The organism is Sphaerisporangium corydalis, assembly GCF_025506355.1.
GTDB classification, from domain to species: domain Bacteria; phylum Actinomycetota; class Actinomycetes; order Streptosporangiales; family Streptosporangiaceae; genus Sphaerisporangium; species Sphaerisporangium corydalis.
Map to the genome: position 1 here is coordinate 98,436 of NZ_JANZYP010000014.1, position 24,034 is coordinate 122,469.

Genomic DNA, 24,034 nt, shown 5'->3' on the forward strand with positions numbered 1-24,034 from the left:
GGAGCCGGGGCGCCGGCCGTGATCGGTCAGCGGGAGCCGGAGCCGGTGAGGACGCGGTCCTCGGCCGCCTCCTCGGGGACGGCGCGGCGGGCACGGCGCGGCCACAGCCGCAGGGTCTCCAGCCGGTCGAACCCGTCGAGCACCTTCTCGCCCAGCCCCCGCACCCTCAGCAGGGTCGAGGGCGGCAGCAGCCCGGCGCGCAGCCGCCGGCCGCGCGACACCGTCGCCCCGAGCGCCCGGCGCACCCGCGCGAGGTCCCCGGTCAGCGAGCCGATCGCCCCGGGCGCGCGGGCGTACCGCGTCCGCTCCTCGGCCGAGGCGATCCTGGCGACCGAGGCCGCCGTCTCGGCGTCCAGCCCGTACTGCCCGGTGAGCCGCGCGGCCAGCGCGCGCGGGCTCTCGCTGGCCTCGTGGCCGATCCCGAGGTCGTGCAGGGTGTCGACAAGCTCGCGCCAGCTCGCGTGCACCGCCTGCCCGAGACGCCGGGTGTCGGGCCCGAGGCCGTCCGCCCGCGCCTGCGGAGGGGCCCCTGACGGGGTCTCCCGCTCGGCCCAGGCGCGCCGGCGCCGATAGCGGGTCCCCGCCCGCCACACGGCCGGGATCAGCGCGATCAGCAGCAGGACCACCAACCCGATCCCGATCTTGGCGGGCACGCCCAGACCGGTGTCCACCAGGATCGGGTCGGTGCCGAGGCCCGGGTCGGGGTCGCGCAGGTCGCGCTTGCGGCCCGCCAGCGTGTCGGCCAGGTCGGTCGAGTCCGGGCCGGCGGTCGGGCTCGCGGTGGCGCCGTCCCCCGAGGGGTCGGTCGTCGCGGGCGGGCGCGAGTAGTCGGGGACCCGGGCCGTCTGCTGGCCGAGGCCGCCGGAGGGGGTCGGCTCGAACCGCAGCCACCCGGCCCCCTGGAAGTACAGCTCCGGCCAGGCGTGCAGGTCGTGGGTGCGGACCTGCCACGAGCCGTCGATGCTGGTCCCCCCGGTGTACCCGATGCTCACCCGGGCCGGGATCCCGAGCGAGCGGGCCATCACCGCCATCGCGGCGGCGAACTGCTCGCAGTACCCTGCCCGGTTGCGCAGGAAGTCGACCAGCGCGTCGTTGCCGTTGCCCTGCGTCCGCAGGCTGTACACGAACCCGCCGCGGAAGGTGAACCACGCCTGGAGCTTGACCGCCTTCTGGTACGGCGAGTCCGTCTCGTCCACCAGGCTGGAGGCGATGGCGCGGATGCGGGACGGCAGGTCCTGCGGCAGTTGCAGGTACCGCTGGTTCACCTCGGGGGAGGGGACCTCCAGCAGCGTGCCGAGCGTCTCGGGCGTCGGCTGGGGCTCGTGGCTCACGACCTCGTACGCCTGGCCGCCCGCAGTGTCGTGCGTGGAGAAGACCATGAGCGTGCTCTCGTCGGCCCGCCAGTCGCCGTCCACCTTCACCTGCGTGGCCGGGTAGGGCAGCGGGAGGAAACTGAGCCGCTCCACCTCGTCGCTGACCCTGATCTGGGTCATGGTGTTCTTCAGCGGGACCGTCGCGTACAGGCCGGGGGGCGCCGGCAGCGGGCCCTCCGACACGCGGTTCTCCGGCCGGCCCTTGGGCTGCGACATGGTCCACTGCGCGCCGTCGAAGGTGTCCAGCGAGTACATCCGCAGGTAGCGCGGCACGTTGTCGTTGTTGGTGTAGGTGAGCACCGTGGCGTTCGCGGGCTGGGTGAGCTGGCCGCGCAGGCTCGCGATGGGGTTCGGGATCGTGATCGTGTTGCCGCCCTCGCCGGAGCCCGAGCCCACGCCGAAGCCGAACAGCGGGTTCGGGTCGAGCGTCGGGAGCGCCGCGGGCAGGGCGACGGCGATGGCGATGGCCGCGAACCCGATGCGCTTGCCCGCCAGGGACAGCGGCGCCGCGTCGGTCCGCACGGCGGCCCCCGTGCTGCGCGAGCGGCGGACCAGCACCGCGCGTCCCCAGTGGGTGAGGCGCTCGCGCCCGTCGGCGGTGAGCAGGCCCACGTACCCGAGCGCGGCGATGATGAACGCCGGCCAGGCGATGGGGTCCGACAGCACGGCCGCGGGCACCGTGAACAGGGCCAGCAGCGGCAGCCCTGCGAGCGCCGCCCGGCGCGCGCGCACGGCGAGAAGGTCGACCAGCAGGGCGACCAGGCCGATGCCGCCTGCCGTGAGCAGGGAGATCCCCGGGTTGGCCGGCACCGGGGCGGCGTAATGCTGGATGTCCTCGAACCCCTCGCGCAGCAGCTCGGCGAGGGCGAGCACCGTGTCCTTGGTGGGCACCACCCAGGCCCAGGTGTACGCGCCGGCGAACACCAGCGTGAGGTACAGCCACAGCGCCACGAGCCCGAGCGGCGGCCCGAGCCAGCGCGGCACGGTGTGGCGCGTGGTCAGCGCCGAGACGGCGGTCACCACCAGGATCGCGCCCATCCCGGTCCAGAACCAGGTGCCCCCGCTGAACAGCGGGTACAGGGTGATCGACACCGCGGCCGTGGCCAGGCCCGCCGCGATCGGGAGTCTCATGCCGCGTCTCCTGCCGTCATCGTGCCCTGCGGCCCGGCGTACCTGCTGTCGCGGGCGGCGTCCTGCCAGACCGAGGCCAGCGAGGTGCCGGCCGGGAGCCGGACGACCCGCCAGCCCGCGCCGGCCAGCACGGCGCGCGCGGTCTCGTGGGACCCGCCGGCGCCGGTGTGGTGGGCGGGGGTCTGCTGCCAGGTCGTGACGTCGAGCATGACGGCCACGCCGGTGACCCCGCCGCCGCGCAGCCGCGCCAGCGCGTGGGCCTCCTCGGCGTCCAGGTCGCCGAGCACGGCGACGATCAGCCCGTCCCCGCCGCCCTGGCGCAGGGCGCCGATCCCCGACTCCAGCGACCGCGCGGTGCTCTGCCGCACGACCGCGAGCGCGTCCAGCAGGGAGGTGCCGGCCCCGCCGTCGGTGAGGTGGTGGGCGCCCTGGTCGGTGACCAGGCGCAGGCCGAGCCCGTCGCGGGCCAGGTGCGCCCCGATGGACGCCGCCGCCGACACCCCGACCTCGAACGACGACCTCGGGCCCTCGCCGCGGTGGGCGTGCCTGCGGGTGTCCAGCAGCAGGGCGCCCCGGCTCTGCCACTGCTGCTCCTCGCGGCGCACCATCAGCTCGCCGTACCGCGCGGTGGAACGCCAGTGCACGCGGCGCAGGTCGTCGCCCTGCCGGTACTCGCGCGGGCCGACGTCGTCCTCGCCCGCGGCGGCCACGCTGGTGGTGCGGCTCTCGCCGCCGCCGGTCCACTCGCCCGACAGCCGCACGTGGGGGAGCGCCACGACCTCGGGGACCACCATCAGGGTGTCGGTGGCGGTGAACGCCCGCGTCAGCTCGACCAGCCCGAAGGGGTCGGCGATGCGGACCGACAGCGGGCCGATGGGAAACCTGCCCCGCAGGTCGGACCGCACCTTGTAGTCGATCTCCCGGATGCCGCGCGACTCGACCCGGTCCAGGACGAACCTCGGGCGGGTGCCGACGGCGTAGGGGACGGTGTCCTCGATGAGCAGCAGCCCGGTGGGCAGCCGCGTCACGTTCTCCAGCCGCAGCGTGACGGTGCTGTCGGACCCGACCGCCACCCTGCTCGGGTCCAGGCGCCTGGCGCAGCTCAGCCGGTAGCGGGTGCGCGCGACGACCAGCGCCGCGAGCAGCGGCAGGGCGATGACGAGCACGCTCACCCGCAGCAGGTCGCTCTCGCCGAGGGCGACCGCGCACAGCAGGGCGGCCGTCCCGGAGGCGAGGAACGAGCGCCCGCGCGAGGTGAGCGCCCTCAGCCCCGCGATCACCGCCGGGGTCCCGCCCCGTCGAACCCCTTCTCCCGGCTCTCCGGCACGGGGACGCGGCGGACGAGGTCGGCCATGACGTGCTCGGGCCGGCGCCGCTGGCCCTGGGCCTCCAGGCTGGGCAGCAGGCGGTGGGCCAGGACCGGGACGGCCAGGTCCTGCAGGTCGTCGGGGATGACGTAGTCGCGACCCGAGAGCGCGGCGTGGGCGCGCGCGGCCCGCACCAGGTGCAGCGTGGCCCGGGGGGAGGCGCCGAGGCGCAGGTCGGGGGACTGGCGGGTGGCGGTCACCATGTCGACGGCGTACTTCTTGATGGGCTGGGAGACGTAGACCGCGCGCACGGCGTCGATCAGGGCGCGGACCTCGGCGGTCGTGGCGACCGGCTCCAGCTTGTCCAGCGGCGAGGAGGAGCCGTGGACGTCGAGCATCTCCAGCTCGGCGGCGGCCTCGGGGTAGCCCATGGCGATCCGGGCGGTGAAGCGGTCGCGCTGCGCCTCGGGCAGGGGGTAGGTGCCCTCCATCTCGATGGGGTTCTGGGTCGCGATGACCATGAACGGCGTCTCGAGGTGGTAGGTCATGCCGTCGACGGTGACCTGGTGCTCCTCCATGCACTCCAGCAGGGCCGACTGCGTCTTGGGCGAGGCGCGGTTGATCTCGTCGCCCACCACGATGTTGGCGAAGACCGGGCCGGGCTTGAACTCGAACTCGCGGGACTGCTGGTTGAAGGCGCTGACGCCCGTGATGTCGCTGGGGAGCAGGTCGGGGGTGAACTGGACGCGGCGCACCGGGCAGTCGATGGACCGCGCGAGCGCCTTGGCGAGCATCGTCTTGCCGACGCCTGGCACGTCCTCGATCAGCAGGTGCCCCTCCGCCAGCATCACGGTGATGGTGAGGCGGACGACATCGCTCTTTCCCTCGATCACCGACTCGATCGCCTCACGGATCCGATGCGCCGTGGCGACCAGACCTTCCAGCTCCTGTCCGACATCGTGGGTTACTCCCACCGGGCCTCCATGAGGGTGCGACAGCCCCACGCGGCATCACGATGCGGGGGGCTTGGTGTTTCCGACTCCATTGTGCTTACCGACACTACGATGCCGTGGGTTCCCCGGCGACTTTCCATCAGATTTCGGACGAACACGCTCAGTGTTCTTCTCCGGCGTCGCGTTCTCGTCCCGCCGCTGTCCGAATCCCGTGACATAAGCCGACGTGAGAGGCCGTCCGGCCCTCCCCTTTCCTCCACCGAACGCCGCCGTTTACCGCGCGTCCGGCGGAGGCGGCCCCCGCCTGTCAAACCGGGCCGCCGACACGCCCGTTCGCGTGTGCGCGGGGCTCACGGCGCTCCACTCCGCTCCACCCCTGCTGACCTGCGTAAACGCGCGCGAAACGCCGATCGAATACTGTTTGAATCAGTTGACGGTGGAGAGAAGTGGAGTATGGTGGTGCGCAGTGGAGCGACTGGGGTCCTAGCGCCAGTCGTTTCACGTGGCACGGGAGGTGGGGCCGGTGTTCCTCGGCACCCATCAACCGCGTCTGGACGAGAAAGGACGACTGTTCCTGCCGGCGAAGTACCGTGAGGAGCTGGCGGAGGGTCTTGTGATCACCAAGGGCCAGGAGCGGTGCCTCTACGTCTTTCCCGTGGAGGAGTTCCAGCGCATTACCGAGGCGCTGCGCACCGCGCCGGTGACAGCCAAGGCCGTCCGCGATTACAGTCGTGTCTTCTTCGCCAGTGCTTCCGACGAGACGCCCGACAAACAGGGGCGGCTCACCATTCCCCAGAGCCTGCGTGTGTACGCGGGCCTCCGCCGAGACTGTGTGGTCATCGGGGCCAACACCCGGCTGGAGATCTGGGACGCGACGGCCTGGGAGACCTACCTGGCCGACCAAGAGCAGGCGTTCTCCGAGCTGTCGGAGGAGGTGCTGCCAGGAGTCCTTTGAAACGGTCGACTCGTCGGTGAAGACGTCGTTCGGCGAGGTCTCCACCCGCTCCCACGGTGCCGGGACGGTTCCCGGCCTGCCACACGCGCCGCCGCTAGCTGATGCACCTTCCCCGGTGTCAGGTGGCGGGGCGCAGGACCGGGGACGCGGATGGGGACCTGGCCGGACGAGCCCGTCCATCGGGGTGGGGCCCGGGGCCCGGCGAGAAGACGATCAGAACAGCCGCACATCCGCGAGCAGGGAAGTGTCCCGGGGTCTCAACGGACACGACCATGGCGGCGAAGGGGGTCAGACCATGCATGCCGAAAACCACGCCGAGCCGGGCGGGCACGTGCCGGTGATGCTTCACCGTGTCCTGGAGCTCCTCGCTCCCGCCCTCGCCGGGCCGTCCCCCGTCCTCGTCGACGCCAACCTCGGCCTCGGCGGTCACGCCGAGGCGCTGCTGGCCGCGCACCCCGCCCTCCACCTGGTCGGCATCGACCGGGACCCCACCGCCATCGAGCGGTCCACGCTGCGCCTGGCCCCGTACGCCGGCCGGACCACTCTGGTGCGCGCGGTCTCCGACGAGCTCCCCGAGGTCCTGGAGCGCTCCGGCCTGGCCCGGGTGGACGCGGTCCTGTTCGACCTCGGGGTGTCCTCCCCGCAGCTCGACGAGGCCGGGCGCGGCTTCGCCTACTCCTACGACGCCCCCCTCGACATGCGCATGGACCCCGAGCAGGAGCTGACGGCCCACGTGGTGGTCAACACCTACTCCGAGGGGGAGCTGACCCGCATCCTGCGCGACTACGGCGAGGAGCGTTTCGCCTCCCGGGTCGCCCGCTTCCTGATCAGGGAGCGGGAGCAGGACCCCGTCACCTCGACCAAGCGGCTCGCCGAGATCGTGCGCGACGCGATCCCGGCCGCGACCCGCCGTACCGGGGGAAACCCCGCGAAAAGAACGTTCCAGGCGTTACGCATCGAGGTCAACGGGGAGTTGACCGCTCTCGAACGGGCGCTCCCCGCCGCACTCGACGCTCTGTCGGTGGGGGGGCGCGTGGTCGTGCTCTCCTACCACTCACTTGAGGACCGGCTCAGCAAGCAGGCCCTCACGGCGCGAACCAGGGACACCGGCCCTCCGGGGCTGCCCGTCCCGCTGCCGGCCCACCAGCCGAGGTTCCGCCTGCTGACGAGGGGAGCCGAGCTCCCAGACGAGGAGGAGGTGGCGCGCAACCCGCGCGCCACCTCGGCCAGGTTGCGGGCGGCAGAGAGGATTCGTGAGCCGGAATGACGACCGACAAGGACACCACGCGGGACGGCGGCGCCACGGCGACCGCCGTCGGAGAGCGGCCCGCCACGCGTCAGGCGCGCGTCGCGCCGCCGAGGCCGGACCGGACCACGCGCCGCGCCGCGCCGTCCCGTCCGCCGCGCCCGGCCGCGGCCAAGGCGGCCGTGAAGGCCCCGAGGCGGGTGCTGCCCGCGCGCGGCGCGCCGAAGGCTCCGTTCGTGCTGCTCGTGGTCGGGCTGCTGTGCGGCGGGCTGGTCAGCCTCCTGCTGCTCAACACCGTGCTCGCCAAGGACTCCTTCCGGATGAGGGACCTGCGCGACAGCACCCAGCGGCTGCACCAGCAGTTCGCCGACAAGAGCAAGGAGATCCTGGTCAAGTCCCAGCCGGGCGAGCTGGACCGCCGCAACACCGAGCAGGGCGGTGGCCAGCGCCAGGACGACAGCGCGCCCGGCTTCGTCCGCGTGCCCGCGGGCGGCGGGAGCACGGGCCCCGGGGCGACGGCGAGCGGGCGGCCCCAAGCGGAGGTCGCGGCGCCGTGAGAGAGGGCGGCGGCCGCCGGCCCGGTCGCGACGGGCCCGGCGGCGGCCCGGGGAACGGGCGCGGGAAGGGCAGGCCGGAGGACTCGGGGCGGGGCGAGGGGAAGGGCAGGCCGGACCCCACCGCCAAGCCCGGTTCCGGCGCCCGGCCCGCCCGGCCCGGTGCCGCGGGCCGCGCCGAGCCACCGGCCCGGTCCGGGCGCCCGGCGCGGCCGGGCAGGCCCGAGGCCACCAAACCTCTGCCCCGCCGCGTCCTCGGCAACGGCCAGGGTCCCCGGCGGGTGCCGCCCGGCGGCCGGGGAGGGGGCCCAGGCGGCCCCCCGGGGCCGGGTCCCGACCGGCCGAGGCCGCCGCGCCCGCCCGTCCCGCTGCGCCTGGGCAACCCGGCCAGGCGGATCAACATCGGGCTGATGGGCATGGCCGTCGTGATGTCGCTGTTCGCCGGCCGGCTGGTCCAGCTCCAGGGCCTGGACTCCAAGGTGTTCGAGGCCAAGGCCGCCACGCTGCGCGTCCGCGAGGAGACGCTGCCCGCGCGCCGGGGGCCGATCACCGACGTCAACGGCCACGAGCTCGCCGTCACCGTCGAGGCCCGCGAGATCTCCGCCGACCCCACCGTGATCACGCCCGCCCGCCGCGACGCGGTCGCCGCCTCCCTCGCCACCGCGCTCGGCGTCCCGAAGGCCGACATCGCGGCCAAACTCGCGCTGCCCAGGACCCACTACGCCCTGCTCGCCCGCGACGTGTCGCTCGGCGCCGCCAAGAACGTGCTCGACCTGAAGATCAACGGGGTGGCCGCCGCGCCGCAGTACCAGCGGTTCTACCCCGGGGGGAACCTCGCCGGCGGCCTGGTGGGCTTCGTCGGCGACGACGGCACCGGCCTGACCGGGTTCGAGCAGACCTACGACAAGCTCCTCGGCGGCAAGGACGGCAAGCAGACCGTCGAGACCGGCGGCGGCGGCGTGGACGGCCAGCGCATCCCGATGACCCGCAGCGTCCGGCAGGAGCCGGTCGCCGGGCAGGGCGTGCGGCTGACCATCGACCGCGACATCCAGTGGGCCGCCCAGAAGGCCATCGCCGAGCGGGTCAAGGCCAGCGGGGCGCGCAGCGGCAGCGTGATCGTCATGGACGTGCGCACCGGCCAGGTGCTGGCCATGGGCAACGCCCCCGAGGTCGACCTCGCCGACTGGAAGGACGTCCCGGCCGCCGACTGGGGCAACCGGGCGGTGACCGAGGTGTTCGAGCCCGGCAGCACCAACAAGGTCATCACGGCCGCCGCCGCCCTGGAGGCCGGCGCGGTGCGTCCTGAGACGGTGTTCGAGGTCAGGGACAAGTACCAGTGCGCCGACCGGCTGCTCAACGACGCCCACCCGCACCCGCCCGAGCACCTGACCTTCACCGGGATCATCGCCGAGTCCAGCAACGTGGGCACCATGATGGCCGCCGACCGCATCGGCGACCAGCCGCTGTACGACATGCTCAAGGGCTTCGGGTTCGGCGCGAAGACCGGCGGGGGCTTCTACGGCGAGGAGGCCGGGCTGCTGCCCCGCCGGGAGTCGTGGTCGGGCAGCCAGCGGTGCACGATCGCCTTCGGGCAGGGCGTCTCGGTGACGGCCCTGCAGATGGCCAGCGTCTACCAGACCATCGCCAACGGGGGCGTGCGGATCACCCCGCAGATCGTGGCGGGCACGGTCGATCAGCACCACAGGCTGATCCCGGCGAAGCCCGGCAAGCGCACCCGCGTCATCGGCACGACCACGGCCAAGGACATCTCGCGGATGCTGGAGGCGGCGGTCGGCGCCGAGGGCAGCACCGGATCACTCGCCGCCATCAAGGGTTACCGGGTGGCGGGTAAAACCGGCACCGCCATGCGGTACGACGAGAACTGCCGAGGGTATTGCGGTTATACCGCTACGTTTGTGGGGTTCACTCCCGCGGACGCGCCGCGTCTGGTGGTGCTGGCGGTCGTCCAGGCGCCCAAGAACGGCCACTTCGGCGGGGAGATCGCCGCGCCCGTGTTCAAGGATGTCATGACGTTCGCGTTGAAGAGCCGCAAGATTCCGCCGACCGGTACGACCGCCCCATCGGTGCGCTTGAGCACCGACGGGTGACGGGGGAAGGTACGCTCTCGCCCGTGCGTCCCCCGTCGTCCATGCGCCCCACGGCATGCCCGGTCCGGCCGTTGTCCGGCCTGGCGGCCCTGCTCGGCGCGCCCTCCGCCGGCCCGAGGGCCCCGCTCGCCGCCGTCACCGGCGTCACCATCGACTCGCGCCAGGTGCGCCAGGGCGATCTGTACGTGGCGCTGCCGGGCGCCAGCTCCCACGGCGCCGCGTACGCCGCCCAGGCCGCCGCGCGCGGTGCCGTCGCGGTGCTCACCGACCCGGCGGGCCGTGAGGCGGCCGTCGCCACGGGCGTGCCCGTGCTGGTGGTGCCCGACCCGCGCTCGGCGCTCGGCCAGGTGGCCGCCTGGGTGTACGGGCGGCCCGCCGACGAGGTGCTGCTGCTCGGCGTGACCGGCACCAGCGGCAAGTCGACCACCACGTTCCTGCTGGAGGCGGGCCTGCGGGCCGCCGGGCACCGCACGGGCCTGGTGGGCGGCGTGGAGATCCACGCCGGCGACCTGAACTTCGCCCCCACGCTGACGACCCCGGAGGCGAGCGACCTTCAGGGCCTGTTCGCCCTCATGCGCGAGCAGGGCGTCACCGCGGCCGCGATGGAGGTGTCCAGCCACGCCCTGGCGCTCGGCCGGGTCGACGGCGTGTTCTTCGACGTCGCGCTGTTCACCAACCTGTCCCAGGACCACCTCGACTTCCACGCCGACCTGGAGGACTACTTCCTGACCAAGGCGCGGCTCTTCACCCCTGAGCTGTGCCGGGCCGGCGTCGTCAACATCGACGACGGCCACGGGCGGGAGCTGACGGGCCTGTCCAAGGTCCCGATCACGACGTTCTCGGCGTGCGGGGCCCCGGAGGCCGACTGGCGCGCCCAGGACGTGCGCCTGGGCGCCGACGGCAGCACCTTCCGGGTGATCGGCCCGGGCGGCGTCGAGGCCGACGTGTCGGTGGCCCTGCCGGGCCCGTTCAACGTCGCCAACACGCTCGGCGCGCTCGTCACCCTGGTCGAGGCCGGGGTGCCGCTGCAGGCGGCCGTGCACGGCGTCGGCACGGTCATCGGCGTCCCGGGCCGCATGGAGCGGGTGCCGGGCGCGCGGGGCTTCCAGGCGATCGTCGACTACTCCCACAAGCCGGGGGCCGTCGAGTCGGTGCTGGGGGCGCTGCGGGAGGTCACCTCGGGCGAGCTGATCATCGTCCTCGGCTGCGGCGGCGACCGCGACCGGGGCAAGCGCCCCATGATGGGGCAGGCCGCGGCACGGCTCGCCGACGTGGCCGTCCTCACCAGCGACAACCCCCGATCGGAGGACCCGCTCCGCATCCTCGCCGAGATGCTGGAGGGGGCGCTTTCGGTGCCCGGGCGCGAACGGGCGCACGTGGTCGTCGAGCCCGACCGGGCGGCCGCGATCGACCTCGCGATCGCGCGGGCGAGGCCCGGCGACGTCGTCGTCGTCGCGGGCAAGGGCCACGAGCAAGGTCAGTACGTCGACGGTGAGGTCCTGCCGTTCGACGACAGGCAGGTCGTGGCAGAGGCGATCGGCAGACGCGGGCACATGTGACAGGCGGCGTTGTGCGAGGCTGAGCCGGTGGCCCGGCCGGTGCACGGGGCGAGGCGCCGGTCCCCCCGCACACCCCACGGACAGCTTGTATGGAGAGTAGGGAAAAACGAATGATCCCGTTGCCGCTGGCAAGGATCGCCGAGATCACCTCGGGTGCCCTCGCGGGCACGGCCGATCCTCGCGCCGTGGTCCTCGGGCCCGTCCTGATCGACTCGCGCGCCGCCGAGCCCGGATCGCTGTTCGTCGCGATCAGGGGGGAGCGGGCCGACGGGCACGACTTCGCCGCACGGGCCCACGAGGCCGGCGCGGTGGCCGTGCTGGCGAGCAGGCCCGTGGAGGCGCCCTGCCTGATCGTGGGCGACGTCGTGACGGCACTGGCCGAGCTGGCCGCCGCCGTGGCCGCCGAGCTGCCGCGCACGACGGTCGTCGGCGTGACCGGGTCCGCGGGCAAGACCACCACCAAGGACCTGCTCGCCGGGCTCACCACGCTGATCGGCCCGACGGTCGCCCCGGTCGGCAGCTACAACAACGAGATCGGGCACCCCCTGACGGTCCTGCGGGCCGACGAGGGCACCCGCTTCCTGGTGCTGGAGCTGAGCGCCCGCGAGGAGGGCCACATCGCCTACCTGGCGCGCATAGCCCCGCCGAGGATCGGCGTCGTGCTCAACGTCGGCTCCGCCCACCTCGGGGTGTTCGGGGGCCGCGAGCAGATCGCCAAGGCCAAGGGCGAGCTCGTCGAGGCGCTGCCCGCCGACGGCGTCGCCGTGCTCAACGCCGACGACCCGCTCGTCCGGGCCATGGCCTCCCGCACCCAGGCCAGGGTGACCCTGTTCGGCCGCTCCGCCGACGCGGCCGTGCGGGCCGAGGGCGAGACGCTGGACGAGCGCGGCAGGGCCTCCTTCACGCTCAGGGCCCCCTCGGGCAGGGCGCGGGTCAGCCTGCGCCTGTACGGGGCGCAGGCCGTGGAGAACGCCCTCGCCGCCGCCGCCGCGGCCTACGAGCTGGGACTCCCGGTGGCGACCATCGCCGAGGCGCTGTCCCGCGCCGAGCCGCGCAGCCGGTGGCGCATGGAGGTCACCGACCGCCCCGACGGGGTCACCGTGATCAACGACGCGTACAACGCCAGCCCCGACTCGGTGCGCGCGGTGTTCCACACGCTCGGCGTGCTCGGCAAGGAGCGGCGCAGGTTCGCCGTGATCGCCGCGATGCGCGAGCTGGGCGACCAGAGCGACGCCCTGAACGAGGAGGCGGGCCGGCTCGCCGCCGGCGCCGGCCTGGAAGGACTATGGGTGGTCGGGGACGACCCGGGCCCGGTCATGGCCGGCGCCAGGGGCGCGCCCGCCGTCCAGGTGGCCGACCCGGCCGCCGCCGCCGCCGAGCTGGCCGCCCGCCTGCGCCCCGGCGACGTGGTGCTCGTCAAGGGACCGCGCGCCGCCGGCCTGGAACGGGTCGCCGAGGCGCTGCTGGGAGGTGATGCCCGATGATGGACGTCCTCGTCGCCGCCGGCGTCGCCCTGTTGCTGTCCATGCTCGGCACCCCGCTGGCGATCCGGATCTTCAGCCGCCGGGGCTACGGGCAGAACATCCGCGAGGAGGGCCCCTCGGGGCACCAGGAGAAGCGCGGCACGCCCACCATGGGCGGCACGGTCCTGGTCATCGCCGCCCTGGTCGGCTTCGCCTGCTCCCACCTGGCCACCTGGACCCCGCCCACGGTCTCGGCCGTGCTGGTGCTGTTCCTGATGGCCGGCCTCGGCACGGTGGGCTTCCTCGACGACTTCATCAAGATCTACAAGCAGCGGAGCCTCGGCCTGCGCAGCGGCGCCAAGGCCCTCGGGCAGCTGATCGTCGGCGCGGTCTTCGCGGTGCTGGTGGTCCGGTTCCCGAACGCCTACTCGATCACCCCCGCCGAGACCCGGCTGTCGTTCCTGCGCGACTTCGGGCCCTCGGTCGGCATCGTGGTGTTCACGATCTGGGTCCTGATCATGATCGTGGGCTTCTCGAACGCGGTGAACCTCACCGACGGCCTCGACGGGCTCGCCAGCGGCGCCACCGGCGTCGTCCTCGGCGCGTACGTCCTGATCGGCAACTGGCAGCTCCGCAACAGCTGCCTGAACCAGCTCGGCCCGAGCTGCTACTGGGTGCGCGACCCGCTCGACCTCGCCGTGGTGGCCGCGGCCGTCCTCGGCGCGCTGGTCGGCTTCCTGTGGTGGAACGCCCCGCCCGCGAAGATCTTCATGGGCGACACCGGCTCCCTGGCGCTCGGCGGGGTGCTCGCCGGGCTCGCGATCACCACGCGCACCCAGTTCCTGCTGTTCATCCTGGCCGGGCTGTGCGTCATCATCACCGCCTCGGTCATCATCCAGGTCGGCTTCTTCAAGATGACGGGCAGACGGGTCTTCCGCATGGCACCCCTCCAGCACCACTTCGAGCTGGCGGGCTGGGCCGAGACGACGATCGTGGTCCGCTTCTGGCTGATCGCCGCCCTGTGCACGGCCGCCGGCCTCGGCCTGTTCTACGTCGAGTGGATGCCCAAGCAATGACCCCCGTACGGACGGCCGGGCGACGGGCGCCGGGGACGGCCGGGCGGCGAGCACGAAGGACGGGCGGGCGGTGAGCACGAAGGACGGGCGGGCGGTGAACATGAAGGACGGCCGGGCCGTGAGCACGGTCTGCGTGGCCGGGCTCGGGGTCTCAGGGATGGCCGCCGCCCGGGCCCTGGCCCGGTCCGGCCACCACGTCATCGTGGTCGAGACCGCCGCCGGCGAGCGCCAGCGGGCCGCCGCGGCCGAGCTGGCCGGGCTCGGGGTGGAGGTGCGCTTCGGCGGCGGGCTGCCGCCCGAGGCCACGCTGGTGGTCACCTCCCCGGGGTGGCGCCCCGGCCACCCCCTGCTCGCCGAGGCCGCCGCCACCGGCGTCGAGGTCATCGGCGAGGTGGAGCTCGCCTGGCGGCGGCGGCCCGCCGGGGCCGCCCCCTGGCTCGCACTCACCGGCACCAACGGCAAGACCACGGCGGTGCGGATGCTCACCTCCATGCTGCGCGCCGCCGGGCTGGACGCCGCCGCCGTCGGCAACGTCGGCACCCCGATCGTGGAGGCCGTCGAGAAGCCCTACGACGTGCTCGCCGTGGAACTGTCCAGCTTCCAGCTCCACTGGTCCACCAGCCTGGCCCCGGCCGCCGCCGCGATACTCAACGTCGCCGACGACCACCTCGACTGGCACGGGTCGATGGCGGAGTACGCCCGCGCCAAGGGCCGCATCTACGAGCACGCGCGGGTGGTCGTCCACAACGCCGACGACCCCATGGCCACCCGCCTGGCGGTCCCGTACGCCGAGGACGGGTCCGCGCGCGTGGTCGGCTACACGCTCGGCGTGCCCGGGCGCGGGATGCTCGGCGTCGTGGAGGACCTGCTCGTCGACCGCGCCTTCGTGCCCGACCCGGTCGGCGGGGCCGAGGAGCTGGCGACCCTGGCCGACGTGCGCCCGTTCGCGCCGCACAACGTGGCCAACGCGCTGGCCGCCGCGGCGCTGGCCCGCGCGCACGGCGTCCCGCCCGCCGCCGTCAGGCAGGGCCTGCTCGACCATGTCCCCGACCCGCACCGCATCGCGCACGTCGCCCGCGTCGGCGAGGTCGACTACGTGGACGACTCCAAGGCCACCAACCCGCACGCCGCCGCCGCCTCCCTGGCCGCCTACCCCTCGGTCGTGTGGATCGCCGGAGGGCAGCTCAAGGGCGCCGACGTCGACGACCTCGTCCGGCGCTCGGCCGGCCGGCTGCGTGCGGCGGTGCTCCTCGGCGCCGACCGGGAGCGAATTCGGCAGGCTCTGGCGCGACACGCGGCGAATGTTCCGGTCGTGGAGGTCCAGGGGCAAGACACTGGGGTCATGGACCGTGTCGTCACCGAAGCCGCCAGGCTCGCCTCCCCGGGGGACACCGTGCTGCTCGCCCCCGCCGGCGCGTCGCTGGACATGTACGCCGGCTACGGCGCCCGTGGGGAGGCGTTCGCCCGAGCTGTCCACCGCCTTCCGGCGCGATGAGCGACGTCCCGATCGGACCCGGCGCCGCCACCACCCGGCGGGCCGGGCGCGCGGACCGGCTGGCGGCGCTCGGCGAGCTGCTGAACCGTCCCCTGACGTCCTACTACCTGGTGCTCGGGTGCAGCGCCCTGCTGCTCGCGCTCGGGCTGATGATGGTGCTCTCGGCCTCCAGCATCGAGGCGCTGCAGAAGACGGGCAACCCGTTCTACTGGTTCCTCAAGCAGTCGCTGTCGGTCGGGCTCGGCCTCCCGGTGATGTGGATCTGCTCCCGGCTGCCCCAGCGGTTCTTCCGCCTCGCCGGCTACCCCCTGATGGCCCTGTCGGTCATCGGCCTGATCATGGTCATCTTCATCGGCGAGACCGAGCTGGGCGCCCAGCGGTGGCTGTACGTCGGCGGGCTCACCATCCAGCCCTCAGAGCCCGCCAAGCTCGGCCTGGTCCTGTGGGGGGCCGACCTGCTGGCCCGCAAGGCCAAGGGCGGCCTCATCGAGTGGCGGCAACTGCTGATCCCGCTGATGCCCGGCACCGCCATCCTCGCCGTCATGGTCATGCTCGGGCGCGACCTCGGCACCACGCTCGTGCTCATGCTGGTCTTCCTGGCGCTGCTGTGGGTCGTCGGGGCGCCGCTCAAACTGTTCGGCGGCATCCTGGCCGTCTCCACCCTGGCCACGGTCATCATGATCAGCGTCGAGGGTTACCGCTCGGCCCGCATCGCGGGCTGGCTGGACGTCTGGGGCAACGCCCAGGGCTCGGGCTACCAGGCCGCCATGGGCCAGATCGCGCTCGGCTCGGGTGGCTGGTTCGGGCTCGGGCTCGGCAGCAGCCGGCAGAAATGGGGCCGGGTCCCGCACGCCGAGAGCGACTTCATCTTCTCCATCATCGGCGAGGAGCTCGGGCTCATGGGCACCCTGCTGGTGGTCGCCCTGTTCGGCCTGCTCGGGTACGCGGGCCTGCGCGTGGCCAGCCGGGTGAAGGACCCGTTCGTCCGGCTCGCCGCCTCGGCCGCCGTGGCCTGGATCGCAGGTCAGGCGATCGTCAACATCGGGGCGGTGATCGGCGTGCTGCCCATCACCGGCATCCCGCTGCCCCTGGTGTCGTACGGTGGTTCGGCGCTGTTGCCCACCCTGGCCGCGCTCGGGATGCTCCTGTCGTTCGCCAAACAGGAACCCGGCGCGGCCGACGCGCTGGCCGCTCGTGGACCCGGGCCCGCGGCGCGGGCTCTAAGCTGGCTTGGCCTGAGTCGCCCGCTGGCGAGGATTCGCCGGCCGGGACGGCTCCGACCGACATCGAGGCACGTGGAGTGAAAGGACCGACATGAGGGTGGTCCTCGCCGGCGGCGGCACGGCCGGCCATATCGAACCCGCCTTGGCGCTGGCCGACGCGCTGCGCAGGCACGACCCGGGCATCGGGATCACCTGCCTCGGCACCGAGCGCGGCCTGGAGACCAGGCTGGTGCCCGCCCGGGGGTACGAGCTGGCGCTGGTGCCCGCGGTCCCGCTGCCGCGCGCCATCACCCCGCAGCTGCTGAGCGTGCCCGGCCGGCTGGCCGGGGCGATCAACGCCGCCGCGGGCGTCATGGACCGCGTCCACGCCGACGTGCTGGTCGGCTTCGGGGGCTACGTCGCCACCCCGGCCTACCTGGCCGCCCGGCGGCGCGGGGTGCCGATCGTGGTCCACGAGGCCAACCCCAAGCCCGGCCTGGCCAACCGGCTCGGCGCCCGGCTCACCGACCACGTCTTCACCGGCCACCGCGACACCGCGCTGCCGCACGCCGAGTACGTCGGCATCCCGCTGCGCCGGGAGATCGTCGCGCTCGACCGGCTGTCCATGGGCGACAAGGCCAGGTCGTACTTCGGGCTGGAGAACGACCGGCCGACGCTGCTGGTCTTCGGCGGCTCGCAGGGGGCGCGCGCGATCAACGAGGCCGCCCTCGGCGCCGCGAACGCCCTGCGGCACGCCGGCGTCCAGGTGCTCCACGTGGTCGGCCCGAAGAACCCCGTGGTCGAGGAGCCGCCGCCCGGCGACCCGCAGTACGTCGTGCTGCCCTACGTCGACCGCATGGACCTGGCCTACGCCGCCGCCGACTTCGTGCTGTGCCGCAGCGGGGCGATGACCTGCGCGGAACTGACCGCCGTAGGGCTCCCGGCGGTGTACGTCCCGCTGCCGCACGGCAACGGGGAGCAGCGGCTCAACGCCGCGCCGATCGTCGAGGCCGGGGGAGGGATGATGGTCGACAACGCCGACCTGACCGCCGATTGGATCATCCGGACCGTGCTTCCGGTCCTGCGCGACCCCGAGCGGGTCGTCACCATGTCCGACGCGGCCTCGCGCATCGGCCGCAAGGACGCGGACATGGTCCTCGCGCGCAAGGTCCTCGACATCGTCGCCGCCGGAGGCCGCCGATGAGCCTGGTCAAGCTGATCGAGCCCGTCGCTGCCGGTGACCTCGGCCGGGTCCACTTCATCGGCATCGGCGGCGCCGGCATGTCGGGCATCGCGCGCATCCTGCTCAAGCGCGGCGTCGACGTGTCCGGCAGCGACGCCCGCAGCTCCCAGATGGTGGCCGAGCTGCGCGAGCTCGGCGCCACGGTGCACGTCGGCCACGCCGCATCCCACATCAGGAACGTCGACACCGTCGTGGTGTCCACCGCCATCCGCGACTCCAACCCCGAGCTCGGCGAGGCGCTGCGCCAAGGGCTGCGCGTGATCCCCAGGGCCGCCGCCCTGGCCGCCGTCATGGTCGGGCGCACCGGCATCGCCGTCGCCGGCACCCACGGCAAGACCACCACCACCTCGATGCTCACCGTCGCCCTGCAGAAGTGCGGTCGCGACCCGTCCTACTGCGTGGGCGGGCAGCTCGTGACCACCGGCCTCGGGGCCGACGAGGGCGCCGGCGACGTGTTCGTGGCCGAGGCCGACGAGAGCGACGGCTCGTTCCTCATGCTCGCCCCCGACCTGGCCGTGGTGACCAACGTCGAGGCCGACCACCTCGACAACTACGGCGACCCGCAGGCGGTGTACGACAGCTTCGCCCGGTTCGTCGAGCGCGTCGGCTCGGCCCTGGTCGTGTGCGCCGACGACCCGGGCGCCGCGGTGCTGGTCCCGCTGGCCCGCGCCCGCGGCCTGCGCGTGCGCACCTACGGCGAGTCCGAGGGCGCCGACGTCCGGGTCACCGGCATCGTCCCCGACGGGTTCGGCATCGCGTTCACCGTCGAGGGCAAGGGCGGGATCCGGCTGGCCGTCCCCGGGCGGCACAACGCCCTGAACGCCACCGCCGCCCTGGCCGTCGCCGAGGAGCTCGGCGTGCCGTTCGACGAGTTCCGCGACGGCCTCGCGGCCTTCACCGGCGCCAAGCGGCGGTTCGAGGCCAAGGGCGAGGCGGCCGGGGTGGCCGTGTTCGACAGCTACGCCCACCACCCGACCGAGCTGGCCGCCGACCTGCGCGCCGCCCGTGACGTGGTGGCGTCGTTCTCCGGGCCCTCCGGCCGGGTCATCGCCGTCTTCCAGCCCCACCTGTACTCCCGCACCCGCTTCTTCGCCGACGAGTTCGGCGCCGCGCTCGGGCTGGCCGACGAGGTCCTGGTCCTGGACGTGTACGGGGCGCGCGAGGACCCCGAGCCCGGGGTGTCGGGCGCCCTGGTGGCGGGCAAGGTCCCGCTCCCGGCCGGCCAGGTCGCCTACGTGCCCGACCGGGGCTCGGTCCCCGGCCTGGTCGCCGAGCGCGCCCGGCCCGGGGACATCGTGCTGACCATGGGGGCCGGAGACGTGACCGAGCTGGGCCCGCACATCGTCGCCGAGCTCGCCTCGCGGTGAGCCAGTCGGCGTGGCGCACGGTCTTCGCCGTCCTGCTGTCCTGCGGGGTGGTGGGGGCCGCGGCCTGGCTGGTGTTCTTCTCCCCGGTCCTCGGCGTGCGCGACGTCGCGGTGTCGGGGAACGGCGACCTGCCCGCCGACCAGGTCCGCCTGGCGGCGGCGGTCCCCGACGACCAGCCGATGGCCACGGTGGACCTGGAGCAGGTCCGCAGGCGCGTCGCCGCGCTCCGCCAGGTCGAGTCGGCGAGCGTGGAGCGCCGCTGGCCGGCCACCCTCGCCGTCCGGGTCGTCGTGCGCCGGCCGGTGGCCGTGGTCGTCCTGACCTCCGGCCAGGTCGCGGTCCTGGACCGGCACGGCGTGGCGATCGAGGTCAGGCAGCTCGCCCCCTCGGGCCTGCCCGCGCTGCGCGTCGACCACTTCGCCGAGGGCGACCCCGCGACGAGGGCCGCGCTCGCGGTCGCGGCCGGGCTGCCGGGCGATCTGGCCCGCAGGATCGAGACCGTACGCGCCGGCTCGCCCGAAGATGTCTCCCTCAGCCTCCTGGACGGCCGTACGATCGTCTGGGGCGGGGCCGAGCGCACCCGGGACAAGGCGCGCGTCGCGCTCACACTGCTCCAGCGCCCGGCGGACAGCTACGACGTCAGCTCGCCGGACGTGGTGGCCGTCAAGTGACCTGCCCCACCGCCGGACCGGGTCTGGCAGGAGCGAAAGGGACAGGCCGCGACACGCCGGGCGACCTTGCGGCGCGGTGAGTTGACCCTGGGGGAGGGGCAACCCTACTGTCCGTATCATTCCTCAGGTTGACATAACTCTAAATCTCAACTTGAGGGTGAGAGTTAAACAAGAAGGTCCGGGACCGTTTCGGGCTTCACGTAATGCAAGTAACGAGCGGAAAGGCCCCTCGTCGTGGCAGCACCGCAGAACTACCTCGCGGTCATCAAGGTCGTCGGCATCGGCGGCGGCGGAGTGAACGCCGTGAACCGGATGATCGAGGAGGGACTCAAGGGCGTCGAGTTCATCGCCATCAACACCGACGCCCAGGCGCTGCTGATGAGTGACGCCGACGTCAAGCTGGACGTGGGCCGCGAGCTCACGCGCGGCCTGGGCGCGGGAGCCAATCCCGAAGTCGGCCGCAGGGCGGCCGAGGACCACCGCGAGGAGATCGAGGAGGTCCTCAAGGGGGCCGACATGGTCTTCGTCACGGCGGGGGAGGGCGGCGGCACCGGCACCGGTGGCGCGCCCGTGGTCGCCAACATCGCCCGGTCGCTCGGCGCGCTGACCATCGGCGTCGTGACCAGGCCGTTCAGCTTCGAGGGCCGCCGGCGCGCGGCGCAGGCCGAGGCCGGCATCGAGACGCTGCGCGACGAGGTCGACACCCTCATCGTCATCCCGAACGACCGCCTGCTGTCGATCTCCGACCGCCAGGTCAGCGTGCTCGACGCCTTCAAGGCGGCCGACCAGGTGCTGCTGTCCGGTGTGCAGGGCATCACCGACCTCATCACCACGCCCGGCCTGATCAACCTGGACTTCGCCGACGTGAAGTCGGTCATGTCCGGCGCGGGGTCGGCGCTGATGGGCATAGGGCACGCGCGCGGCGACGACAGGTCGGTGGCCGCGGCCGAGATGGCCGTGTCCAGCCCCCTGCTGGAGGCGAGCATCGACGGCGCCCACGGCGTGCTGCTGTCCATCGCGGGCGGCTCCGACCTCGGGCTCTTCGAGATCAACGAGGCGGCCCAGCTCGTGTCCAACGCGGCCGCGCTGGACGCCAACATCATCTTCGGCACGGTCATCGACGACGCCCTCGGCGACGAGGTCCGCGTCACGGTGATCGCCGCCGGGTTCGACGAGCCCGCGCCCGAGAAGGCGGCGGCCCTGCCGCAGCCCGCGGCGCGGCCCCAGGCCCCGGCGCGCCCGGTCACCCCTCCGGCGCCCGCGCCCGGGGCGGCCCGTCCCGCGCCTGCCTTCACCGCCTCCAAGAGCGAGGCGCCGAGGGCCGAGCAGCGCCCGGCCCCGGTCCGTCCGCTCTCATCGGCGCAGCCCGCGCCGATGACGCCCGCTCCTACGCCCGATCCCGCCCCGTCCCCGGAGCCGGCCGCCCCGGCGCCCGGTCCCGGGGCCTTCGGGCGCGAGGCCGAACCCTCGCACGCCGCGCACTCCTCGCACGGCGAGCAGCAGGGGCCGGTGGCCGTCCCGAGGCCGGCCCCCGAGCCGCCCACGCCGATCACCTCCCGCGTCTCCGAGCCCGCCCGGCGCCGCCCGGTGGTCTTCGAGGAGCAGGAGGAGGAGCTGGACGTCCCCGACTTCCTCAAGTGACCGCCCCCCAACTGTGGTTCTGAAATTTCCGTGAACAATACGAATACGAATACGACGCGGCGCGACGAGATCGCGGCCGGGCTCGCCGAAGTGGAACGCCGGATCGCCGGCGCCTGCCAGAGCGCCGGGCGCGCGCGCCACGAGATCACCCTGGTCGCGGTCACCAAGACCCGTCCGGCCTCCGACGTGCGGATCCTCGCCGGTCTCGGCATCCGCGACGTCGGCGAGAACCGCGACCAGGAGGCCGCCGCCAAGGCGGGCGAATGCGCCGGCCTGCCGCTGACGTGGCACTTCGTCGGGCAGCTCCAGACCAACAAGGTCAGATCCGTCGTGTCCTACGCCGGCGTGATCCACTCCATCGACCGCCCCAAACTGGCCGAGGCCGTGGGCCGCGAGGCCGTCAGGACGGGCCGGGAGGTCACCTGCCTGGTCCAGGTCGCCCTGGACGAGGATCCGGGGCGCGGCGGCGTCGTCCCGGCCGGGCTGCCGGCCCTCGCCGACCTGATCGCCGTCACCGGCGGCCTGCGGCTCGGCGGCGTCATGGCGGTGGCCCCGCTCGGCGGCGACCCCGGGCCGGCCTTCGCCCGGCTCGCGGAGCTGTCGGCGGAACTTCGGAAGGACCATCCCGATGCGAAGGTCATTTCAGCGGGTATGAGTGGAGATCTGGCCGAGGCGATCCGCCATGGTGCGACACACGTGCGTGTCGGTACGGCGTTGCTCGGCCGCCGGACGCCCTTCGTCAGGTAATGTCCCCCCGAGTGGACCTTGATGTCCATGTATCCGAGCAGAGGTCGACAGCGGTGCCTTAGGTTGCCTTGGGTACGGACCATGAGCAGGAGGACGACGTAGCGATGGCCGGCGCGATGCGCAAGATGGCGGTCTACCTCGGTCTCGTGGAGGACGATCGCTACCCGGACTATGGCGGTTACGCCGACGACGAGGACTACACCGACGACTACGTCGACCGTCGCCGAGGCGACGAGCACGGGGTTGGAACGCCCCAAGACGGCCTGGAGGTCGAGACCCCGGTTCCTGCCCCGAGGTCCGGGTCTGCCGTCGTAGAGCGCCGTACGACCGATCTGGCGCGAATTACGACCCTCCATCCGCGTACGTATAACGAAGCGCGAACGATCGGCGAGCACTTCCGTGAAGGCACGCCCGTCATCATGAACTTGACAGAAATGGTCGACAGCGACGCGAAACGACTGGTTGATTTCGCGGCAGGTCTGGTCTTTGGCCTACATGGCAGCATTGAACGTGTTACCAACAAGGTGTTCCTGTTGTCCCCTGCCAATGTCGAGGTGACCGCCGAGGACAAGGCCCGAATCGCGGAACGCGGGTTCTTCAACCAGAGCTAGAGTTCCACCATGAACAGTGAACGGCCAGACATGGCCTCTCCGGACCGAGGTCGGCACATCGGGATGGGGGCAGGGCGCGACCGTGGGGATCGTTAGGGACATCTTGGTCGCGGTTCTGTCGATCTATCTGGTGTTGCTGATCGGCAGGATGATCTTCGAGACGGTGCAGGCGTTCGCCCGCTCCTGGCGGCCCCGGGGGGTCGTGCTGGTGCTGGCGGAGGCCACGTACACGGCAACCGATCCACCTCTCAAGTTCCTCCGCCGTTTCATTCCGCCCCTCCGGTTGGGTACGGTGGCCTTTGACCTAAGCTTCACAGTGCTGTTCATTGTGGTCTTGGTCATGATCCAAATCGTGTCCGCGCTTCGTTTTTGATCGGGTACCGTCCTCCGGACAGACTCCGAGCGCGCCAAGGAGACCGAAATGCCGCTGACGCCCGCTGATGTGCGGAACAAGCAGTTCAGTACCACCCGGCTGCGGCCGGGGTACGACGAGGAAGAAGTAGACGCCTTCCTCGATGAGGTGGAGGCCGAGCTCGACCGCCTCATCCAGGAGAACGAGGAGCTTCGCGCGAAGCTGACCGAGTGCCTGCGCGGCAAGGTGCCGGGCGGGATGGGCATGAGCATGGCGCCGGCCCCCATCGCCGAGCCCAAACCCGAGATGATGGCGCCGCAGCCGGAGCCCATGAGGCAGCCGGAGCCGATCAGGCCCGAGCCGGTCCCCGTCGGCATGGGCATGCCGCCCGCCGAGGACAACATGGACACCGCCGCGCGTGTGCTCGCCCTGGCGCAGCAGACCGCGGACCAGGCGATCGCCGACGCGCGCCGCGAGGCCGACGAGACGGTCACCCGTGCCCGCCGCGAGGCCGACGAGGTCCTCGGCAAGGCCCGTCGCCAGGCCGAGCAGATCCTCGGTGACGCGCGCGCGCGCGCCGAGACGCTGGAGCGCGACGCGCAGGAGCGGCACCGGCAGGCCATGGGCTCGCTGGTGCAGACCCGCGACGAACTGGAGCGCAAGGTCGAGGAGCTGCGGAGCTTCGAGCGTGAGTACCGCAGCAGGCTCAAGCTCTACCTGGAGAACCAGCTCGCCGAGCTCAACGTGTCGGCCGAAGGCAGCGGCGGCTTCCCCGTCGTCGGTGCCCAGATGGGCGCCCCCGCCATGTCCCACGCCGTCGCCCCCGGTGGCCAGCAGCAGATCCCCGGTGGCCAGAACAACCCGTTCGGCTCCGAGCCCTCGCAGCACTCCGGCGCCTTCCAGGGAGTTGACGGCCCTCACAACGACCGCCGTTAAGGTAACGGGTCAGGTTCACGTACCGACCCGCGACTGGGAGCCCC

Annotated in this window: 20 protein-coding genes; 17 read left to right on the plus strand and 3 right to left on the minus strand. The window is 73.1% G+C overall.

What is annotated here, in order from left to right; translation table 11 throughout:
• Positions 1-26 precede the first annotated feature (26 nt).
• From NYZ98_RS12910 to NYZ98_RS12920, 3 genes are read right to left on the minus strand one after another with little or no spacing between them, the layout of a single operon-like run.
• Complete coding sequence (locus NYZ98_RS12910; RefSeq protein WP_262842925.1) at positions 27-2,504, minus strand: transglutaminase TgpA family protein; 2,478 nt, start codon at positions 2,502-2,504, stop codon at positions 27-29.
• Positions 2,501-3,784: a DUF58 domain-containing protein gene (locus NYZ98_RS12915; protein WP_262842927.1), complete on the minus strand. Its 1,284-nt coding sequence runs from the start codon at positions 3,782-3,784 to the stop codon at positions 2,501-2,503. Before NYZ98_RS12915 ends, NYZ98_RS12910 begins: the two co-directional genes overlap by 4 nt.
• Entirely contained in the window at positions 3,781-4,785 is a 1,005-nt protein-coding gene (locus NYZ98_RS12920; protein WP_262842929.1) for an AAA family ATPase, read from the minus strand. The genes NYZ98_RS12915 and NYZ98_RS12920 overlap by 4 nt, the downstream gene beginning before the upstream one ends.
• 502 nt (positions 4,786-5,287) lie before the next feature.
• On the opposite strand from NYZ98_RS12920, the gene mraZ reads away from it, so the two are divergent.
• The 17 genes from mraZ to NYZ98_RS13005 all read left to right on the plus strand — a co-directional run bounded on the left by mraZ (position 5,288) and on the right by NYZ98_RS13005 (position 23,990).
• Complete coding sequence (mraZ, locus tag NYZ98_RS12925; protein WP_262842931.1) at positions 5,288-5,719, plus strand: division/cell wall cluster transcriptional repressor MraZ; 432 nt, start codon at positions 5,288-5,290, stop codon at positions 5,717-5,719.
• Positions 5,720-6,014: 295 nt separating this feature from the next.
• A complete protein-coding gene (gene rsmH / locus NYZ98_RS12930) occupies positions 6,015-6,986 on the plus strand; it encodes a 16S rRNA (cytosine(1402)-N(4))-methyltransferase RsmH (protein ID WP_262842933.1) in 972 nt (323 codons plus the stop codon).
• A complete protein-coding gene (locus tag NYZ98_RS12935; RefSeq protein ID WP_262842935.1) occupies positions 6,983-7,522 on the plus strand; it encodes a hypothetical protein in 540 nt (179 codons plus the stop codon). Before rsmH ends, NYZ98_RS12935 begins: the two co-directional genes overlap by 4 nt.
• Positions 7,523-7,929: 407 nt before the next feature.
• Positions 7,930-9,627, plus strand: a complete 1,698-nt coding sequence (locus tag NYZ98_RS12940) for a peptidoglycan D,D-transpeptidase FtsI family protein (RefSeq protein ID WP_456115249.1) — start codon at positions 7,930-7,932, stop codon at positions 9,625-9,627.
• A gap of 41 nt (positions 9,628-9,668) precedes the next feature.
• Positions 9,669-11,186: a UDP-N-acetylmuramoyl-L-alanyl-D-glutamate--2,6-diaminopimelate ligase gene (locus NYZ98_RS12945; protein ID WP_262842996.1), complete on the plus strand. Its 1,518-nt coding sequence runs from the start codon at positions 9,669-9,671 to the stop codon at positions 11,184-11,186.
• A gap of 110 nt (positions 11,187-11,296) precedes the next feature.
• Positions 11,297-12,670: a UDP-N-acetylmuramoyl-tripeptide--D-alanyl-D-alanine ligase gene (locus NYZ98_RS12950; RefSeq protein ID WP_262842939.1), complete on the plus strand. Its 1,374-nt coding sequence runs from the start codon at positions 11,297-11,299 to the stop codon at positions 12,668-12,670.
• Positions 12,667-13,725: a phospho-N-acetylmuramoyl-pentapeptide-transferase gene (gene mraY / locus NYZ98_RS12955; protein ID WP_262842941.1), complete on the plus strand. Its 1,059-nt coding sequence runs from the start codon at positions 12,667-12,669 to the stop codon at positions 13,723-13,725. Before NYZ98_RS12950 ends, mraY begins: the two co-directional genes overlap by 4 nt.
• A 100-nt stretch (positions 13,726-13,825) precedes the next feature.
• Positions 13,826-15,220: a UDP-N-acetylmuramoyl-L-alanine--D-glutamate ligase gene (gene murD, locus NYZ98_RS12960; protein ID WP_262842998.1), complete on the plus strand. Its 1,395-nt coding sequence runs from the start codon at positions 13,826-13,828 to the stop codon at positions 15,218-15,220.
• Positions 15,217-16,524: a putative lipid II flippase FtsW gene (gene ftsW / locus NYZ98_RS12965; RefSeq protein ID WP_262842943.1), complete on the plus strand. Its 1,308-nt coding sequence runs from the start codon at positions 15,217-15,219 to the stop codon at positions 16,522-16,524. The genes murD and ftsW overlap by 4 nt, the downstream gene beginning before the upstream one ends.
• A gap of 10 nt (positions 16,525-16,534) precedes the next feature.
• Positions 16,535-17,626 carry an undecaprenyldiphospho-muramoylpentapeptide beta-N-acetylglucosaminyltransferase gene (murG, locus tag NYZ98_RS12970; protein ID WP_262842945.1) on the plus strand — a complete coding sequence of 364 codons (1,092 nt, stop codon included), beginning with the start codon at positions 16,535-16,537 and terminating at the stop codon, positions 17,624-17,626.
• On the plus strand, positions 17,623-19,032 hold the full coding sequence (gene murC, locus NYZ98_RS12975; RefSeq protein WP_262842947.1) for a UDP-N-acetylmuramate--L-alanine ligase: 1,410 nt from the start codon (positions 17,623-17,625) through the stop codon (positions 19,030-19,032). Before murG ends, murC begins: the two co-directional genes overlap by 4 nt.
• Positions 19,029-19,703: a cell division protein FtsQ/DivIB gene (locus NYZ98_RS12980; RefSeq protein WP_262842949.1), complete on the plus strand. Its 675-nt coding sequence runs from the start codon at positions 19,029-19,031 to the stop codon at positions 19,701-19,703. The genes murC and NYZ98_RS12980 overlap by 4 nt, the downstream gene beginning before the upstream one ends.
• Before the next feature lie 234 nt (positions 19,704-19,937).
• On the plus strand, positions 19,938-21,344 hold the full coding sequence (gene ftsZ / locus NYZ98_RS12985) for a cell division protein FtsZ (protein WP_262842951.1): 1,407 nt from the start codon (positions 19,938-19,940) through the stop codon (positions 21,342-21,344).
• Between the two features lie 24 nt (positions 21,345-21,368).
• Positions 21,369-22,091 (plus strand): YggS family pyridoxal phosphate-dependent enzyme, encoded by a 723-nt coding sequence (locus NYZ98_RS12990; protein ID WP_380707709.1) that lies wholly within the window; start codon positions 21,369-21,371, stop codon positions 22,089-22,091.
• Positions 22,092-22,195: 104 nt separating this feature from the next.
• Complete coding sequence (locus NYZ98_RS12995; protein ID WP_262842954.1) at positions 22,196-22,702, plus strand: cell division protein SepF; 507 nt, start codon at positions 22,196-22,198, stop codon at positions 22,700-22,702.
• 82 nt (positions 22,703-22,784) lie between these two features.
• Positions 22,785-23,075: a YggT family protein gene (locus NYZ98_RS13000; RefSeq protein WP_262842955.1), complete on the plus strand. Its 291-nt coding sequence runs from the start codon at positions 22,785-22,787 to the stop codon at positions 23,073-23,075.
• Positions 23,076-23,123: 48 nt separating this feature from the next.
• Positions 23,124-23,990: a DivIVA domain-containing protein gene (locus NYZ98_RS13005; RefSeq protein WP_262842956.1), complete on the plus strand. Its 867-nt coding sequence runs from the start codon at positions 23,124-23,126 to the stop codon at positions 23,988-23,990.
• The last annotated feature ends 44 nt before the right edge of the window (positions 23,991-24,034 follow it).

Bases quoted from the DNA above. Each gene is read 5' to 3' on its own strand.
- murC (WP_262842947.1), top strand. From the start codon at position 17,623: ATGAGCCTGGTCAAGCTGATCGAGCCCGTCGCTGCCGGTGACCTCGGC.
- NYZ98_RS12945 (WP_262842996.1), top strand. From the start codon at position 9,669: ATGCGCCCCACGGCATGCCCGGTCCGGCCGTTGTCCGGCCTGGCGGCC.
- NYZ98_RS12910 (WP_262842925.1), bottom strand. From the start codon at position 2,504: ATGAGACTCCCGATCGCGGCGGGCCTGGCCACGGCCGCGGTGTCGATC.
- NYZ98_RS13005 (WP_262842956.1), top strand. From the start codon at position 23,124: ATGCCGCTGACGCCCGCTGATGTGCGGAACAAGCAGTTCAGTACCACC.
- rsmH (WP_262842933.1), top strand. From the start codon at position 6,015: ATGCATGCCGAAAACCACGCCGAGCCGGGCGGGCACGTGCCGGTGATG.
- murG (WP_262842945.1), top strand. From the start codon at position 16,535: ATGAGGGTGGTCCTCGCCGGCGGCGGCACGGCCGGCCATATCGAACCC.
- NYZ98_RS12950 (WP_262842939.1), top strand. From the start codon at position 11,297: ATGATCCCGTTGCCGCTGGCAAGGATCGCCGAGATCACCTCGGGTGCC.
- ftsW (WP_262842943.1), top strand. From the start codon at position 15,217: ATGAGCGACGTCCCGATCGGACCCGGCGCCGCCACCACCCGGCGGGCC.
- murD (WP_262842998.1), top strand. From the start codon at position 13,826: ATGAAGGACGGCCGGGCCGTGAGCACGGTCTGCGTGGCCGGGCTCGGG.
- NYZ98_RS12995 (WP_262842954.1), top strand. From the start codon at position 22,196: ATGGCCGGCGCGATGCGCAAGATGGCGGTCTACCTCGGTCTCGTGGAG.
- NYZ98_RS12935 (WP_262842935.1), top strand. From the start codon at position 6,983: ATGACGACCGACAAGGACACCACGCGGGACGGCGGCGCCACGGCGACC.
- mraY (WP_262842941.1), top strand. From the start codon at position 12,667: ATGATGGACGTCCTCGTCGCCGCCGGCGTCGCCCTGTTGCTGTCCATG.
- NYZ98_RS12940 (WP_456115249.1), top strand. From the start codon at position 7,930: ATGGGCATGGCCGTCGTGATGTCGCTGTTCGCCGGCCGGCTGGTCCAG.